The organism is Bradyrhizobium sp. USDA 10063 (genome assembly GCF_054063735.1).
This window is the reverse complement of sequence record NZ_JBSSGP010000002.1, coordinates 4,322,378-4,338,704: the sequence shown is the minus strand read 5'-3', so window position 1 is coordinate 4,338,704 and position 16,327 is coordinate 4,322,378. Positions and strand designations below refer to the sequence as shown.

At 56.8% G+C, this 16,327-nt stretch carries 17 protein-coding genes and 1 pseudogene; 16 read left to right on the top strand and 2 right to left on the bottom strand.

The genetic code is table 11. The features are described 5' to 3' along the window. Positions 1 to 9: 9 nt before the first annotated feature. From ACVJGD_RS22570 to ACVJGD_RS22545, 6 genes are all read left to right on the top strand, one after another. Positions 10 to 345 carry a hypothetical protein gene (locus ACVJGD_RS22570; protein WP_456636379.1) on the top strand — a complete coding sequence of 112 codons (336 nt, stop codon included), beginning with the start codon at positions 10 to 12 and terminating at the stop codon, positions 343 to 345. Between the two features lie 203 nt (positions 346 to 548). Next, positions 549 to 2,750, top strand: coding sequence for a phage tail tape measure protein (locus tag ACVJGD_RS22565; RefSeq protein WP_456636378.1), 2,202 nt, complete (start codon positions 549 to 551; stop codon positions 2,748 to 2,750). A 38-nt stretch (positions 2,751 to 2,788) separates the two neighbouring features. Beyond that, a complete protein-coding gene (locus ACVJGD_RS22560) occupies positions 2,789 to 3,178 on the top strand; it encodes a hypothetical protein (protein ID WP_456636377.1) in 390 nt (129 codons plus the stop codon). A gap of 519 nt (positions 3,179 to 3,697) precedes the next feature. After that, a complete protein-coding gene (locus ACVJGD_RS22555; protein ID WP_456636376.1) occupies positions 3,698 to 3,955 on the top strand; it encodes a hypothetical protein in 258 nt (85 codons plus the stop codon). Positions 3,956 to 3,965: 10 nt separating this feature from the next. Further along, a complete protein-coding gene (locus ACVJGD_RS22550) occupies positions 3,966 to 4,202 on the top strand; it encodes a hypothetical protein (protein ID WP_456636375.1) in 237 nt (78 codons plus the stop codon). A gap of 5 nt (positions 4,203 to 4,207) precedes the next feature. Continuing rightward, on the top strand, positions 4,208 to 4,756 hold the full coding sequence (locus tag ACVJGD_RS22545; RefSeq protein WP_456636374.1) for a hypothetical protein: 549 nt from the start codon (positions 4,208 to 4,210) through the stop codon (positions 4,754 to 4,756). A 121-nt stretch (positions 4,757 to 4,877) separates the two neighbouring features. On the opposite strand, the gene ACVJGD_RS22540 is transcribed toward ACVJGD_RS22545, so the two are convergent. Together ACVJGD_RS22540 and ACVJGD_RS22535 are read right to left on the bottom strand one after the other, a co-directional pair. Next, positions 4,878 to 5,186, bottom strand: coding sequence for a hypothetical protein (locus ACVJGD_RS22540; RefSeq protein WP_456636373.1), 309 nt, complete (start codon positions 5,184 to 5,186; stop codon positions 4,878 to 4,880). A 40-nt stretch (positions 5,187 to 5,226) separates the two neighbouring features. Next, positions 5,227 to 5,730 (bottom strand): hypothetical protein, encoded by a 504-nt coding sequence (locus ACVJGD_RS22535; RefSeq protein ID WP_456636372.1) that lies wholly within the window; start codon positions 5,728 to 5,730, stop codon positions 5,227 to 5,229. 123 nt (positions 5,731 to 5,853) lie between these two features. Between ACVJGD_RS22535 and ACVJGD_RS22530 the strand changes: the two genes are divergently transcribed. The 10 genes and pseudogenes from ACVJGD_RS22530 to ACVJGD_RS22485 all read left to right on the top strand — a co-directional run bounded on the left by ACVJGD_RS22530 (position 5,854) and on the right by ACVJGD_RS22485 (position 14,280). Further along, positions 5,854 to 6,303 carry a hypothetical protein gene (locus ACVJGD_RS22530; RefSeq protein ID WP_456636371.1) on the top strand — a complete coding sequence of 150 codons (450 nt, stop codon included), beginning with the start codon at positions 5,854 to 5,856 and terminating at the stop codon, positions 6,301 to 6,303. A 182-nt stretch (positions 6,304 to 6,485) separates the two neighbouring features. After that, on the top strand, positions 6,486 to 7,715 hold the full coding sequence (locus ACVJGD_RS22525) for a hypothetical protein (RefSeq protein ID WP_456636370.1): 1,230 nt from the start codon (positions 6,486 to 6,488) through the stop codon (positions 7,713 to 7,715). Beyond that, on the top strand, positions 7,708 to 8,250 hold the full coding sequence (locus ACVJGD_RS22520; protein WP_456636369.1) for a hypothetical protein: 543 nt from the start codon (positions 7,708 to 7,710) through the stop codon (positions 8,248 to 8,250). Before ACVJGD_RS22525 ends, ACVJGD_RS22520 begins: the two co-directional genes overlap by 8 nt. Before the next feature lie 117 nt (positions 8,251 to 8,367). Continuing rightward, positions 8,368 to 8,739, top strand: coding sequence for a hypothetical protein (locus ACVJGD_RS22515; protein WP_456636368.1), 372 nt, complete (start codon positions 8,368 to 8,370; stop codon positions 8,737 to 8,739). 494 nt (positions 8,740 to 9,233) lie between these two features. Next, positions 9,234 to 10,208, top strand: a pseudogene (locus ACVJGD_RS22510) (IS630 family transposase). 112 nt (positions 10,209 to 10,320) lie between these two features. Continuing rightward, positions 10,321 to 10,506: a hypothetical protein gene (locus ACVJGD_RS22505; protein WP_456636367.1), complete on the top strand. Its 186-nt coding sequence runs from the start codon at positions 10,321 to 10,323 to the stop codon at positions 10,504 to 10,506. A 199-nt stretch (positions 10,507 to 10,705) separates the two neighbouring features. Then, the gene (locus tag ACVJGD_RS22500) at positions 10,706 to 11,416 is read left to right on the top strand and encodes a Crp/Fnr family transcriptional regulator (RefSeq protein ID WP_456636366.1); all 711 of its coding nucleotides are present in this window, start codon (positions 10,706 to 10,708) and stop codon (positions 11,414 to 11,416) included. 23 nt (positions 11,417 to 11,439) lie between these two features. Beyond that, entirely contained in the window at positions 11,440 to 11,694 is a 255-nt protein-coding gene (locus ACVJGD_RS22495; RefSeq protein ID WP_456636365.1) for a DUF6894 family protein, read from the top strand. Between the two features lie 234 nt (positions 11,695 to 11,928). After that, complete coding sequence (locus tag ACVJGD_RS22490; protein WP_456636364.1) at positions 11,929 to 12,309, top strand: NUDIX hydrolase; 381 nt, start codon at positions 11,929 to 11,931, stop codon at positions 12,307 to 12,309. A gap of 1,551 nt (positions 12,310 to 13,860) precedes the next feature. Next, on the top strand, positions 13,861 to 14,280 hold the full coding sequence (locus ACVJGD_RS22485; protein WP_456636363.1) for a PRC-barrel domain-containing protein: 420 nt from the start codon (positions 13,861 to 13,863) through the stop codon (positions 14,278 to 14,280). The last annotated feature ends 2,047 nt before the right edge of the window (positions 14,281 to 16,327 follow it).

Sequence of the window (16,327 nt, the reverse complement as noted above, 5' to 3'; positions counted from 1 at the left end):
ACACCCACCATGCCCGAGACCTTCAAACTGTCGCGCCCGCTCAAGACCCACGATGGCGATGTCATCGAACTGAAGCTCAAAGAGCCGCGTGCAAGCGCGCTGATTAAGTACAACGATCCGTTTACGCTCAAGCCGATCAAGGACGAGAACGGCGAGCCCAATGGCTTCGAGTTCATCTTTCACAACAAGTCGATGATGCAATTCTTGTCCGACATGACGGGCGTCGACGATTTGCTCCTGGCTGATATGTCGGCATCCGACTTCATGCGGCTGCGCGGCGTTGCGGCGAACATCATCTTGCTGTCGGTGCCTGACAAGGACCCTTCCGCAGCGGCCGGCGTCTGATCGCAGCGTTGATTAGCGACCGTGGGCTCAGCGTCTTTGACGTTGAGCGCATGCGGCTGCCGAAATTAATCAGATACGCTGACATTTTTGCTGACCTCGACGCATATCGAGAGCAGCACAGAAAGAAGTAAACTATGTCTAATCCTTCTGTCGTAGCTACTATTTCGGCTGTCGACCTCGCGAGCCCGAAGGTTCGCGAACTCATGCAGACTCTCAAGCAAGCCGAGAGGCTTGCAAACGAAGCGCTCAATGGTGGCATAGGCGGCAAGTACGCTGCGGGCCTCAACCAAGCTACATCAGCCGCGCAGAAACATGTTGGCGTGCTGCACCAAATCCACGCTGCGCACAAAGCCATCGGTGCAACTGTACTCGGCTATTCAAGTTTGAGGATAGCGCACGGTGCTATCGAGCAGATTAAAGAGGCTCTGCCGTACCTGCGCCAAGACACGAACATCAAGGCCCGTACCGGCTACAGTGACCAAGACATGGTGAAGCTGCGCAAACAGCAAAACGAGCTGGCGAAAACCTATGGCGCCAGCCCCGAGGCAACGCAGAAAACGCACGAAATCTTCGGGCGCCTCAAGTACGACGCCGACACCAACGTCGCGATTACAGTGCCGACCGTCATGGGCGCTAGGGCTAAGGGCGTTTCGAACGAAGAGAACGCTGAGCTAATGGAGTCGATGATTAGCCAATATGGCGCTCACTTCAATAGCCCGGAGGACGCGGCCCGAAAAGTCACGCGCCTTAACGACCTCTCGACCGTAGCGACCAAGAAATCGAACATGACGTTCGAAGACGTCAAGGAGTTCACGAAGTACAGCGCGGCGGGTGCCACTGCGGTAAACGTTTCACCTGAACAGAATACGGCTTTGGGTATGGCGCTGCGACGCGCCGGCATCGTGGGGTCCGAAGGCGGCGTGTTTGCTCGCCAGCTCTACGCCCGTGTTATGGCGCCGACGCGACTAGGCCGGGAAGTGCTTGCGCAGAACGGAATCAACGTCGACCAATATGCAACCCACGGGACCATATCGGGCGAAGGGCTGAGCGAAAAATTCGCCCGACAGTTCGGCAAGAGCCTCAGCAAGGGCGCAATCGAATCGCTCAACAAAGACTTGGAGGAGAACGGCGGCGAGATATTGGGCAACCGCGGCAAGTTCGCCGAAGCTGTCGTTAAAGCGCGAACGGCTGATGGCGAAAAGCTATCGGAGACCGACCGAAAACATTTGGTCAAATCGGCTAACGAATACTACGACACTACGAAGTCAGGCTTTCGCGGCGGTGATTTGGTCGAAGCCATTATCAATTCGCGCAACCCAATGCTGATGCGGTCCTTTCTTGGTGACAAGCAAGGCGCCCGCGGTATGGCATTGATGCAAGAGGGCGATAGGTATTACGAAGCGAAGGCAGACTTAGGCAACGCCGACGGGTATGCGCAGAAAGTCGCCGACGAGATGAGCAAGGGCCTTGCGGCGGCAACCGAAAGGCTTAGCGCTTCGTTCGACGCGCTGCGCAACACGATGGTGCAGGCGAACGAAGGATGGCTTACGCCTTTGGCGAACGGGGCGACGGCCGTTGCGTCGGCATTTACAAATCTGAGCCCCGAAGTACAGAAGGCGGTTGGCATCTTCGCGGGTGTTGCGACGGTGGCGGCGGGCGGCTCCGCGGCGGTTATCTTCGGGAAGTTTCTGCTCAACGTCAATTCGCTGGCAGCGTCCGCAAGCCATGCGGCGGTTGCCTTGGAGGCCTTGGCACTCGCGGGCGGGGTACCCGGTGCGCTCGGAGGTAAGCCGAAGCCCGGCACGCTGGGCAGCTCGGGTAAGGGAATGGTATTCAAAACCGGAGCCGCCGCGCTTGGTGCTACGTTGGGACCGGTTGGCGCGCTTGCGGCTTGGCAAGCCGGCGAGATCGCGTGGCCCTACGTCGAGGACTGGGCAACGAAGGATGACGTAACGGCGGGCAGCGATGCGGACATTGAGCGGCGTCGACGCTTCGCTATGGGGCCGATGACATGGGGACGCAACCCCGAACTGTACAAATCGGCACGTCGCGTGACGCTCGGCGCCGAGACAAGCAGGAACCTTGCGGACACCGATCTGCCAACGTCGGGCGGCTGGAAGGACTCAATCGTTGCCGGCGACACCAAACCTTCGCAGGGTTTTGGCGACCCCGGCAAGACGTCGACACAAGTCGAAGTCAACGGCACCGTGAGCGGTAGTGCCGAGTTGCACAACAACGTTCAAATAGAAGTGCAACCCTCAACCTACTTCCAAGGCTTGATTAAGCAAGCGCAAAGCATCGCGAACATGGCGATTAATGGCAATCTCGGCACGAGCATGCAAGGCCCAGGTGATAACGGCACCAAGGCTAGCACGGCTGCCCACGCATCCGTAGGGGCCAACTGATGACGTTATTTCCATCCACAAGCGATTGGCGCTTGGGCATGCAGGACGTGAGCGCCGCGATTGACGACACGATGGGCGAGCCGGTGACAGTGACACCGGTTCAACCCAGCAAGCCTAACTTCCCAGGTACGCCGCAGCCTGACAAGGCCGTCACTGTGATTGCTGTCTTTATGTCGAAAGCACACACCGCGCTTTCGAGCACCGAGGGCAAGATTAGCGGCGGGATCACGCTTTCGCCGCTGGTTTCGACCAGCAAGCCTGTCTTCGAGTTCGGCTACAACGTGCTGCCCTGGCCCCTCAGGCAAGGCTATCGCATCAAGCTTTGTCGCACGGGCGAACTGTTCGAGGTTACCGACGTTAAGCCGGACAGTGTTGCGCGCATTTGCGCGCACGTCGTTCAGCTCGGCAGGCAGTCGGGGTCGCGATGATGAATGTCGTCGACAGAATACACGGCAAACCGCGGGGCGCACCAATTGAGACTGACACACCTGACGTTTTGGTCTATGCGCTCGCGCGGCTTCGAAAGTGCAAAGATGCAATCGACGTGCTTCGCCTGACAGACGAACTGCCGGATGTCATCTTGCCCTATCTGACATGGGCGGCGTCTCGCAGGCAGGACATTCCGGCTCGCGTGGTACGCATACTGATGAAGTGCTGCGGTGAGTTGTTCTTGGAGCGCGCCCTTGGACTGTATCGTTTACGGGTGTTGAAGTCGCGCTATCCTGGCTGGCAGGACCCGAGTGGCCTGCGAGGCTGAGCGACTAAGACTGAGCGTCGCAACGGCGCTCAGTTTGTAAGGCGTGTCACCTTACAAGCCTTACAACTTTCGAGCGTATTATCGTTTTAACTCGCGTTCAGTCAAGTTAGCAAATAGCCGCGTTGCTAGCGCGCGCATTTCGCGCGAAGGTCGGTTAATGGCGACTGATCGGACCAAGAGGGGAAGAGAGATGCCCAAACGAAAGTTGTCTATGTTGGACTACCCGCTCTTGAGCGGAAAACCTCTCAAGGATGCAACGAAGAAAGACCTATTTGCGGAAGCAAGCACAAATACGGAAATGGAAACGATAATCGACGCAATAGCTGTGACTGGCATCGAAGAGTTTGTTTTGACGGAGACGGAAAAAGCACGTCGACTCGCTGCTTACCTGACGCGCATAATAGAACTAGCGCCTGCGCGGAAGCTCGCCCGCGCGTCTGACGAATAGGAGAGGTACAATGCAGCTAATCGCAACACGTCATTACTTCGACTGGATTCCTAGCACGGGCGAAGAGTTCGATTTGCAAGACCGTGTGTACCGCAAGCCGGATGACTCGTTGGTTCTGATGATTGCGGGCGAACTGCCGGGCGATCCTTCGACCGAACAGGCTTTAAGTCTACCAGAATATTTCGAATGGTTGCGGGACTGCCCTTCTCAGATTAAGCGCGCAGTGATCGAGGGCGGAAAGCACTGACAATTATGAAACAGTCGATATTCGTAAAACTGGAACCGTACGAGTGGACGCAATCGCTACGAGGTGAGCACGCGCGCCGTTACAACGGCCGTAACTTGGGATTGTCCGCGCATGTGATGGCAGCGAAACATGTCGTGCTCGTAAACAGCAACGAAAAGCTGGAACATCTGACGGCGCATATGAGCCTTCATTCCGGCGAGCCAAAGATGGGGGACGGTAAGCCATTCACCGAAGGCATCGGTATGTTCGTGTTCAACGAGGCGCGGCCGGGCGGAATAGACTATCCGGGAATCGATGCGGCAATCATGGGCTGGTTCTATCTCGATCCCGAACTGTACGAGGAGGCCTGGGCGCAGGTAGCCGCGAATACGTATTCATCGTGCACGCTGAGCCTTACAGTTAAACCAGTGCCGTTTCACGGAATAGAGTGGCATTGGGACGTAAAGAATAACGGCAAGCTCATCATCGACGCCGCAGACATGTATTTCTCGCGAAGTAGGACCCTGAAGAGAGAGCCACCCGAACCGCCACCGAAGCGAGGCTTCTTCAGATAGAAGAGGCAAGGCGATCAGCCGCCTGCTGCGGAGGGAGCATAAGACCGTTCAACCGGGAATAGGTATTGAATCGTCCACGCCTGCCATCATTGAATGGCAGTGGCACACGGTTGCCAGCCGGCTAGACACTGGCAAGCGCTGCACACCTCTGCGCTGTCGGTATCGATCGACGAACCGTCTCTAGGTGTTCGCGGATTCGTTCTGGATAGTCCTGGCAAGCTTTCTCAAACGAACCGTCAATCAAATGATCCAATAGCATCAGCGACGAATTCAAGGATTCATCGTTTCGCGACACCAGACCAACCGCTCTCAAGAGGGTGGCGACATCGCGGGTGGAAGGCTGCGCGTCGTCACTGGCAAGGGCGCTGGCGGCAGCGGCATCGGCGTGCGTGAGAAGGACGGAGATCGCGTTGTGGAGATGGGGTGTCACTCTGGGCTCATGATGCTCGAAGTTTTAGTCTAGTTGAGGCTCAGACGAACGAGACTTTCCTAAAGTGACTCTCTATCGTCGCGATGCCCGACACCGCGAAAATCCCAAGCATGCAGAACTTTTCCTTGGGCGACATCGTTCCGTAAACCCATTCGCGTCGGCTTCCGTCCTTCTTCTCGTGCTGAATTGTGAGATGAGGCGATATCTGTTGAGGAGCTAACAACCTACTAACCGGCTCTTCCAGAATCGCCACGTCGCTTGCCGTCAGTGCCTCTTTTTCTCTATGCGCGAAGTCGTTTCGAATGGTGTTTATTACTATCGCTGGTTCAATCCGAACGTACGGTAGCCCGAGAGCTTGAAGAAATTTAATGCGCTGACCCGTAAAGCGGTGTTGGAGATGTTGGGGCGCTGGCACCATTGCGTTCACGATGTGCTCTAACGCGCGATCAATCTCGAAGTGCAAGCGGACCACTGCGCCGATATCATCGGGCGTGTCAATCGCGCGGATCATTCTGCCAGTGTCAATGGGGAAATTTTCGGTCATGATTCACAATTGCGCCTATCGAGGGACAGGAACGACAGATACGAGCATGGCCAGTCCTATCTTGACTAAACCGAAGATTGTTCCCATCGTGCGTTGATTCGGTCAAGCGGAGAGGTCGACGCGATGGCAAGCATTACTGCCGATGCCGAAGCCTACATGAGAGAAATCGTCGACCCCACCATTGCCGATTTTCACGCGCACCCAACGTCGCGGCGACACGCCTTCCTGGCGTGCGTCGCAACCTACCACTGCATCGATTACATCAAGCGCCCACCGGGAAATCTGCGGAAGCAATTCAGAGACGAATGCCCCGACTTCGGCACGGTCGACCGTGTGGCACATGCCTTCAAGCATACGGTCACGGACGGCCAGAAGCCGTTGAAAGTTACTTCGGTGTTCGAACGGCCGCCCGCTGGGGCCGGTGTTGCGCAGTGTGGCTTGTCTCGCGTCGGAGATTCCATAGGCGGCGTCGAAGTTTGGAACGAAAGCGAATCCGATTTAATCGGCGCGGTCACGAAGGCCGCTGAGTTTCTACGCGGTGAAATCTCTCGACGTGGCAAATCTCGCACGTAGAGCAGGCGGGCTGCTCGCCTGTCAGCCTTAGAGTCTGACAGACAAGAACCGCATGCGCGTTCTTTGCCGGTGCAGGCGAAGAGTTAGATAAAACCTCGCACAATCTAAGCTTGAACTAGTAGCCACTATGATCGTATTTAGGCTTAAGCGACCTCTTGTACCGACCCGCGCGGAGCATCCCCTTGAATAAAGATGGCGTGAGCAATGTCTCTTACTCTGAGTTCCTCAAGCTTTTCGAGCCCGAGGAAAGCGAGATACTGCTAATGACTGATAATCGTACCGGGGCGTTGTTTTGCGAATGCCACGTTAGGGGGTCAAAACTCGTGAGTCTCGGGACTACCGATGTGCCGCTCGATCCCGACGAGCCGGATTACCGAGCAAATCGGGAAATTGTCGAAAACGCTCCCGCTTACGAGCGCATGATAGAGGATGCAAAGCTAAAGAGAAGCTTCAGCAACATCGTAGCGGAATATACGAAGGATTTCGACCAAGATCACCCGATGAAGATTATCGGGGGTCAACATCGGTTTCAGGCGATTAAAATGGCGTTGGATGACGGCGTGGACGAACTTCACGGTGTGAAAGTGTATTTTGATTTGAATATGGATGCGCGACTAGACGTTCAACTTATTTCGAATACAAACATTGCAATCTCGGGCGATCTATTTGATCGGATGCACGAGACGGTCATGGGGCCAGAGTTGCGCAACTGGTGTCAATCGGTAGGTCTACTGCCAGAAGGTCATGATTTTGCTGACCGTCGAATGCGTGGCGGTGTTATTTCCGTTCAGCAAGCGCGTACTTTTATCATGAACTATTTCGAGGGGACGAAGGTCGATTCTAAGAAATTCGACAAGGCAGAAACGACGCCCGATCTTTGCGTCACGGGCTCACGAGACGATGAATGGGAAGCCTTAAGGAAAACGAATCCTTCGATATGGCAGCAGATAGGGCTGAAGCGAGCGGGAGAGTCGTTCGCGGCGCTGATCGTAGCGCAGCGCGAGGCCTTCGCTAAGGCGAAGAAAGGCAGTAAGCCTCGCCCGGACTTCCCGGAGAAAGCCTTAAATCCGGCAATCATTGCTTCCTGGGCCTACATCGCGGGAGTCTTGCATGGGAACGAAACGCGTTTGAAAAGGCACTATGGTCTCGTTCATGCGACATCGCATGATCCGCTGAACGCAACCGCTCTGGCGAACGGAAGACACAAAACCGATCCCGCCAACTATCGGGGTCTTGGGTATCGAACCGATGCGAAGGAACGCGGGAGGCTTACCGAACTCTTCTTCTTACAGGCAGAGAAGGGCGACGGGATAACAAAGAAAAACATCGAAGTCGCCATTGCGAAATTTCACGCGAAGCAGGCAATGCTAGAAGTTGAGAAGGCCGAAGCAAAAGGATCAAGTGGTGGCTGACATAGACGATTTCGCAACTTCACTGTTGGAAGAAGCGAAGCGTTTTCTAGAGAAGGCGCAGGAGGCGGCCTCTGATCCCGTCGCCCACTTAGCTTACCTGCATGCCGCTCTCATGCTGGGCTTTTGTTCACTAGAAGCGCACGTAAATGCCATAGCAGATGAGTTCGCAGGACGCCCGGAGTTGTCTCAACACGAAACCGGATTTCTCCTCGAACGCGACGTGAAGCTAGAAAACGGCGAGTTCGTTCTTGGTGGCCTTCGAATGTCGAGGCTCGAAGACCGGCTGGCTTTTTTACACCGAAGGTTTTCAGGAAAGCAGTTGGACACCCAAGCTCCTTGGTGGGGGCAACTGCGCGGGGCTATAACGTTGCGCAATAAGCTTACGCACCCGAAAGATGCTCAGCCGATATCCGGTGACGATGTGGAACTATCGCTCCAAGCCATCATATCGACGCTGGATGCGCTTTATCAAGCGATCTACAAAAGGGGCTTTCCTGTCGCAGGCATGGGCCTAATGTCCCGAGTAACGTTTTAAGCGGGACGTCCTCAAGCGAGCTGACGGTGATTAGTTCGCCTCAGCAGCAAAGCCGTTCGCCACGCTGTTCTCTAAAAGCCTTGAAATAGGCCGAGCGCCGAGAGGTACTTGGAAGTAATGAAAAAGATACTGGCGATAGTATTCGCGCTCTCTCTATTTGACCCATCTAGTGTGCTTGCGCAGCAATTGCAGGAAGATGTCAACGCGATGATGCACTGTTACGAATTGCAGGGCTTCAGGTACGGATTAGAAACTTGCAGTCCGCCAGCGGAGCTAGTCGACGCGGTATTCGGAAAATGCGATTCAGAGGAAAGGAGGGTTAGGGCAGGTTTCGAGACAAAACGACGATTGCAGGGCAACTATTCGGACGATGACGTCGCCCAATATTCCGCTCTGATGATTAGACGCTTCCGAGAAGAGTTCCGTACTAAAATTCAAGCTCAAATCGTTGATGCGCGCGTGACCGTGAACAAACGTTGCAACCGTTAGGCCGCCCGGTAAGTCTTTGAAAACAAAGGCTCGAATTGGGTGGGGGACCGTTCGAGTCCCTCCCTCGCTACCACGTGCTACGATTTTGCACGCCAAACTACGATTTTCTACGATTTCCTGCGCTTGATGGTAGCGCTCGGTCGCCCCGGTTAAGGGGGAAGTTTGCATTAGAACTAGCCACCAGTCGAGAGGGAGCCGGTTTGCCTATTATTTAGCGACATTGATTTGAGTTTTTCAACACGTGCTAGACTAGTAGCTCGGACCGCCGGTTGCCGCCCGTCGGCGAAAAAATAAGCCTAACATCACATCAAGGGGCATTGACTGACACTCTCTCCGCCACCTCGCGATTTTCCACGCCAGGCTACGATTTCTGCGATTTTCTGCTTCGCTAATGCTTCAGCGGCGAAATTCGTGCAGCCGGATGAATGCCTAGAGCGCTTCATGGTTAGGCTGAATCGGTAGGGATTCCCCTGCGGGCCGGTTTGTGATTCAAGATGTTGGCTGGGTCTGGGGGCCAGCATCTGATGAGCCGACCTCTTTCCAATGATCTGCGTGAACGTGTCGTTGCAGCTGTGAGTGGGGGCGAGAGCTGCCGGGTGGTTGCGACGCGATTTGGCGTGGTGGTGTCCTCGGTGGTGAAGTGGTCACAGCGCTATCGTGCGACTGGTTCAGTGGCGCCCGGCAAGATAGGTGGATACCGCAAGCCGGTGCTGGAACCGCATCGCGCCTTCATCAAGGAGCGGATCAGCCAAACACCGCATCTGACGCTGCACAGGCTGAATGAACTTGCGGCCCGTGGGGTCGAGGTCTCGCACAATGCGGTCTGGACGTTCCTGCGGCGCGAAGGCCTGCGGTTCAAAAAAAACGCTGTTCGCCCTTGAGCAGGCCCGCTCGGACGTCGCGCGCCGGCGCCGCCGTGGCAATCGTGGCAGGCGGGCCTCGATCCTCAGCGCCTGGTCTTCATCGATGAGACCTGGATCAAGACCAATATGGCCCCCTTGCGCGGGTGGGGACCGAAGGGCGAACGGGTGCGAGGTTTTGCACCCCACGGCCATTGGCGGACGTTGACCTTTCTCGGCGCCTTGCGCTCCGACAGCCTCGTCGCTCCCTGCGTCTTCGACGGGCCGATCAACGGCGAATGCTTCCGAGCTTATGTCGAACAGCAGCTTGTTCCAGTTCTTAAGCCGGGCGACATCGTGATCATGGATAATCTCGGCAGCCACAAGTCGGCTGCTCTGCGCCGCATCATCAAAGGCGCCGGCGCCAGACTCTGGTATCTGCCGCCTTACTCACCCGACCTCAATCCGATCGAACAGACCTTCGCCAAGATCAAGCACTGGATGCGCATCGCGCAGAAGCGCACCCTCGAAGACATTTGGCGACACATCGGCGACCTCGTCACCTCGATCCAGCCGACCGAATGCAGCAACTACTTCGCCAACGCAGGATATGCTTCCATCAAAACGTGAAACGCTCTAGCCTCGTAAAGCGCCGGTTTTCGCACCGGTTCGAAATTATCCAAAATTACTGCCGTCGGATTCCGTGTTGCCTAATCCTCCCGCGGCACCCAAGGGATGACGAATGAAAGACATGCAGGCACAGCTGGAGAAGCTTCGTAATGAGGCCGAGGAGTGCGAGTTAATTAGCAGGCTCGCGACCAACACGACCAAGAAAGCACTATTTGCCAAGCTTGCTGAACACCACCGAGCTTTGGTTAAGGAAGTAGAGCAAGCCATCGCAGCTTCCGCGATAGACCCAAACGATTGAATTTCGCTACCTGTGAGAGGAGAAGGAGACAATTCAACTAGGCGCGAAAAGCCGCAAGTGGTCGACGGTGATCGGACACGGTCGGGGTACCGAGACCTGAGCAACATTCGATCGGAGAATAACTCGCCGGCCGTGCCGGCAAGTCGCAGGCTCTGTGGCCCCAAGGCGGCGGGCAAGCGTATCCCAAAGGTTGAGCAAAATGCCTAGCGAAATGATGATCCGAAAGCTGCGGGTCCATTCCAAATTGAGCGACGATGACGCAGCAGCACTCCGCTCCCTGTCTGCTCACGTCAAGGAATTCGAGGAGGAGACGGTTGTCGTTGGCGACGGCGAACGTGCGACGCGCTGTTGCGTGATCATGAGTGGTTTTGCTTATCGCGCCAAGGTCGCGGAGAACGGCAAGCGGCAGATCCTCTCGTTCCACCCCGCAGGGGATATGCCGGACTTGCAGGGTCTTTTCCTGGATCGGAGGGATCATGACCTGGTGACGCTTTCGCGCGCCCGTATCGGCTTTATCGAGCATCGGTCCATCCATCAGTTGCTCGAAACACGGCCGTCGATTGTGGAGGCACTTTGGCGCGAAACCCTCGTGGACGCGGCTGTCTTCAGGGAGTGGATCGCAAGTCTGGGCACGAGAACGGCCGCGGGACGCATGGCCCATCTCATTGCCGAACTCCGCCAGCGCTTGACTGCAATTGGAATTGCGGCAGATGACGAGTTCGAGTTTCCGATCACCCAATCGAAGCTGGCTGAGGCGCTGGGGCTAAGCGCGGTTCATGTCAACCGGGTGCTCCAGACCTTTCGCGCGGAGGGCGTGCTCGATATTCACAAAAACACGGTGAAGATGCGGGACATCGAGAAGCTCGTGAAGATCGGGGGATTTAACGACGTCTACCTATACCAGCAATAGAGCCGCATTGGAACGAGCGTAGATTGCTGGCGTTGGCGCGAAATGAGCATCTCTCACTTCCATATTGGCGCGACCAACCATTCCACGATCCGGAAGGCATGAAGTTGCCGGGGTCGGAAGCCGCGTGGGAGGAGGCCGTGCGGTTTGTCCGTGACATCGCGACGCCGATGCGCGCGAACATAGTGGGGCCGTTCAATTCGACCACCAAGATAAGCGCCTCCATCGCCGCCTGCCTTTCGGGGACGTCGGCTTCCGTCTTCGGTAGGCTGGTGATGTAGTTCGCCGCGTCGCGGAGAACGACCAAGCGTCGACCATCCGGCAGTGTGATCGAGTCGTCAAACTTGCGGCTCCAGCCTGCATTGCGCTCTGCCGTTGGTCCCGGACGTCCAACCGGAGGTGAGCCGGCGGCGCAACACAGCAAGCAGCCATCACTCGGGGGGCGTTCACCCGAAATACCGGTTCGTCTATAATTCCTCCTGGTTAGTTCATTCTTTTCATGAGGTTCATTGGGAATGGCGAAGTCGGCCAAGCTCGTCGTCGTCAAGCGGGGCAAGGTCCTTTTGGTGCGACGACGGTCCGACGGGCGGTGGATGTTCCCTGGCGGACGCAAACGACCGCGCGAGACTGATCTCGCTTGCCTTCGGCGCGAGATCAAGGAGGAGCTGCCGAAGTTGAAACTCGGCCGATTGCGGCTCTGGAGGGAAGTGAAAGCCAAGAACAAGCGTTCAGGCCGCAAGATGAGCGATGCAATCTTTGTAGCCAAAAGCGCAAAGGGAAGACTGACGATCGGCGACAAAAGGGAAATCAGTCGAGCGATCTGGCACAAGCCACGCGGCGTCCGACTAACGCCGACCTCGCGCTACATCAGGGACAAGCTTTTCTGGAAGGGTTGACCGAAAAGAAACGGCCCCGGCGGCGGGAAGATGTCAGGGCCGAAGGTGTCTGTCTTTCTCAGAATCACCCAACGCGCGGCGTTCTAGTCCGTTCCGGAAAACGGCCCCAGAACCGCCGGGGCCGCCAACCTGATTGGGCACAGGTTTTCCACCGGCCTGGGCTGTGAGGGTTAGGCCGGAAGCAAGGGTTCGACGATCGCCGATCGATTTCGTTCCTACTTGACCGAGCACTGGTAACCGGCCGGCGCGGCGCGTCCAGACCTAGCGGATTGCGAAACGGTGCCGCCGGCGCTGTAATCGCTCGGCTATGGGAACGAAATCGCGCGAGGTAATTTGGGGCGGCCGGATCATGGGCGCGGAGATTCGCGCTCCGGGTGCCCGGAAGGCTGCCGAGAGGGCGCTCGTGAAGCCGACCGTGCAGAGGCGGAAGCTTGGTCTATACGCATGGAGGGCGACGGCGGCCCCGCTCAGCCGTCTCGGACGATCGGCCGATGCATCAACGGCGGGCTAGGCTGGCTTGAAGTCGAATGCAATCGCTGCAAGACCCGCGCGAGCCTTCCCCTCGACTCCATCCGCCGGCCGCAGGACGCGCCGCTGTGGAAGCTCGAGGCTTCGCTCAAATGCCGGTCGTGCCGGGAAGGGCCGTTAGGCGCCGCCGGTCCACATGATCAAGTTGACCGAGACGCGGAGGATCACGCCCTACAATGGGTGCACCCGGACGAGGAGCGGCGAACACCAAGACCAGAGTGCAGCAGCCGCACGTCCTTGGTCAGGATGCTAGCCATCGGCGCTGTCGGGCCTTGGTCGTTCGCTGTAGCCGGTAAGCTTTGAATTGGGCCAAGAGCTGCTCAGCATCCAACGTTTCTGCTTGCCGAACCTGCTCTTTCAACCACTCCAACTCGACAAGCTTTTCGAGCAGATCCGATGAATATTGTTCCACCTGCAATCGTCGGTTCCTGGAAATTCCCACTGCCGCAGCTCCTATACGCACGCGAGCATTCTCCGGATACCTTTTACGCTGAGCTGGATTAGCCAGATATCCGGGAAACCACTGCTACTACTTTGGGATGAACTTCCGCCATTTGCGACCCCAAGGCATGACCTACGGGCGCGCAAAATCCCGTTGGCAAATGATCGATCCCTTGAGGGTCGGAACGCGATCAAGCTACAGGGCGTACGTGGGTAGGGAGAAGTCAGGTAAAGCCCCACGCCGACGTCTATCGAGCGGCGCTTCGGCGAAGTGCCAGCAGCGGGGGCCAGGATCCCGATCGGGTGGCCCGCCGCCGCAGTAGACCAGGACCGTTTTGAAGTCCTCCTGCGTTCACGTCCGCCGGCCGCCCGGTTAACCAGTAGCGGAGGCGAGAGTTGGGTTTGCGGCGCTAGGGCATCAAGCCATTGCAGCGGGAATCCTGATGCAAACTATTCAGGCGTTGGGGTCACGGAACGACGGCGAGCCACTGCGCGTCGTGGGTATGGAAGGAAGGACCGCAGTCCACAGGAACGAATACCAAGCGCCGCTGTTTGCTAGTCTCCAACAATACGGAGGCTACCTTGAAAAAACTCGCCGCCAGTGCGGCCCTTCTGATGATCTCGACGGCGGCATTCGCCCAAACTCCGGCGCACACGCAGTCGGAAGCCGCCGCGCCAATCGCCGCCGCTGGAGATTGGAGTGCGGACAAGATGAAGGGCGTGAACGTTTACAACGAAGCAAACGACAAGATCGGGGAGATTTCGGACATTTTCATCACCTCCGATGGCCGCGTGAAGGGTGCCGTCGTCGAGGTCGGCGGGTTTTTGGGTATCGGCACCCACTACGTGCTGGTCGCCATGAACAGCCTTAAGTTTGCGAACAAGGCAGGAAAAACAACCGAAGGTATGACCTCCGAGACCAAGCGCGAATGGTATCCCGACCGCGTCGTTCTCAACGTCACGAAGGATCAGCTCAAGTCGATGCCGGAATTCAAGTACTAGGCACCGCGAGACTGTGCAGAGGTGAAGCGTGGTTCATACGCATGGAAGGCTATAGCGACCCTGCCCACAAGTGTGTGCGGGCGGAGGAGGCGCGCTAATTTTCGATCCAGAGCAGAACAGAGCAGTGGAATTTCGCGCTTGCGGCGCGACCGGACCTGCCAGCGCACGTAGAACGCAAGTACGGATCGCTGAGATTAACTTCGCGCTTGTCGTCGTCCCAAATCGATTGCGGCCTCCGATCCAGACTTCCTCGCTATAATTGCCTAATTGCTTTTGTGGCATCATCTCGGTCAGCAGAGCAGCGAGGACGGTTCGCAACTCCTCGTAAGAGATGGACGGCTTCGGCCCAGTCTCGGCCAATGCCAGCAACATGACCTGATAGATATCGGCCTCGCCGCCACTCCGGAGGGGGCGTTTAGTCCTCACCTTTCGACTTTGGGGGCCTGCTACAATCGCTGGTAGATCGGCAGACCGGCGTCGCTAGCCAGCCGAACAAACATCCCTTCAAAGTCATAGCCGTGGGGAATTATGTGCGGTCATGATCCTGGCCGCATGTTCGATGCCAAGGTCAAAACAGATTTCCCAACAGAACTTTTGCATGAGGAACGCGCAGATCCGATGGTACAGGTCGATTACGTGCTCGTCGTAGAATAGGATATTCGGGAGAACAAAACGGACAATCTGTTCTGCTTGGGGGGCGACTCGCTCCTCCGCTACCGTGCCAAGCACTCATGCCACTATACTAAGGACAAGCATGGTTCGTTGTGTCGCTGGTCGCGTATGATTCTTCCTTGGGCGCCAGGCTACGCTTTTGTGCGCGAGACTATGATTTGTGCGATGGCGTTGCGTGAGGCGCTGCCTGCGGGTCCATCGTCGCCAACCACGACGCCACGCTGTATGACGTGAACCTCGAGGGCCGTCTGACACTTCAAAGATTTTCTGCTCACATTGTCGCTCTACCCTTTTCGCGCGCGGCGGATTTCAATCCGATGCCAATCTCAAGCCAAATGCGTCGTGCATTGTCGTGGAGATATAGGAGATTAAATGGCGTCCGTATTCCGTACGATAGCGCGCCGGGATTCGTGAAGGTCCCGTTGATACTCTCTCCCAAAACCCTGTTGAGGCAGTTACCTTTGCGAAGGTTGGCGGTCCTCAAGGAGGTACCGACAACCTCTCAACAGGAAAATAAAGCCCTTGAGGGTATTGGTCTCCGGGAGGTGGTACCTGCACGCAAATCGTTCGGAAGATCGGCGCCAGTAGCGGCGATCTCGACAGCGAGTGATGACAACAGTCGTAGTTCGTTCAGGATGATGAATATGGCTATCGGACTGGGACTGATTCTTGTAGCGTTAGGTGTCTTCTATCTCGGGATGCCGGATAGTGACGGCAACGCTCCGCGTCTTCTGCGTTCTGCAATAGCGCGGCTTACTTGCCCTGTTGTCATTCTCGCTTTGCTGGGATTCGGTTGTGCTGAGTGCGTTTTTTCGGCTCTGCCTTGACGCGATCGGTTCTGCTGAGGACGTCTCTGATGTTCGGTGCTCGAAGGAGTTACGAGCAGTGTACGAATTTCATCTGCCTTTGGCGGCGTCTGTATGAATAAATCGGAGCGATTCCGCATTAACGCTGAGAATTGCAAACTGTTGTCGGATGAGGCAACCAGCCTTCCGGCTCAGAGGCGTTTTCATCGGATAGCACAGGCCTGGAATGCGTCGGCTCGAGAACAGGCCTGGCTGGATGGAGAGGTGGCACCTTGTCAGCTCGCGGCTAATAACCGAACCGGCGAGGAGTAGTGCGCCCCTCTGACCATCCGCCCTACTTGAAGTTCTAAGGCGCGCATCCCTGATCTGGCCACGAAGGCGCTCCACTCCTCGCGCAATTGGTCCGGCGCAGTCCGCAGCGCTGGCACGACGCGATTCTGCGACGATCTTGGCCGCCAAATCAGAAAGGTTCGTCATCTTGCCCCGTGCGGCCGGCGCGCCTGGGCCGCCCGCGCGCTTGCGAGCATCACTGGCGGCACTGGCGTGACGTGGATGGGTCTGTCGGCGCT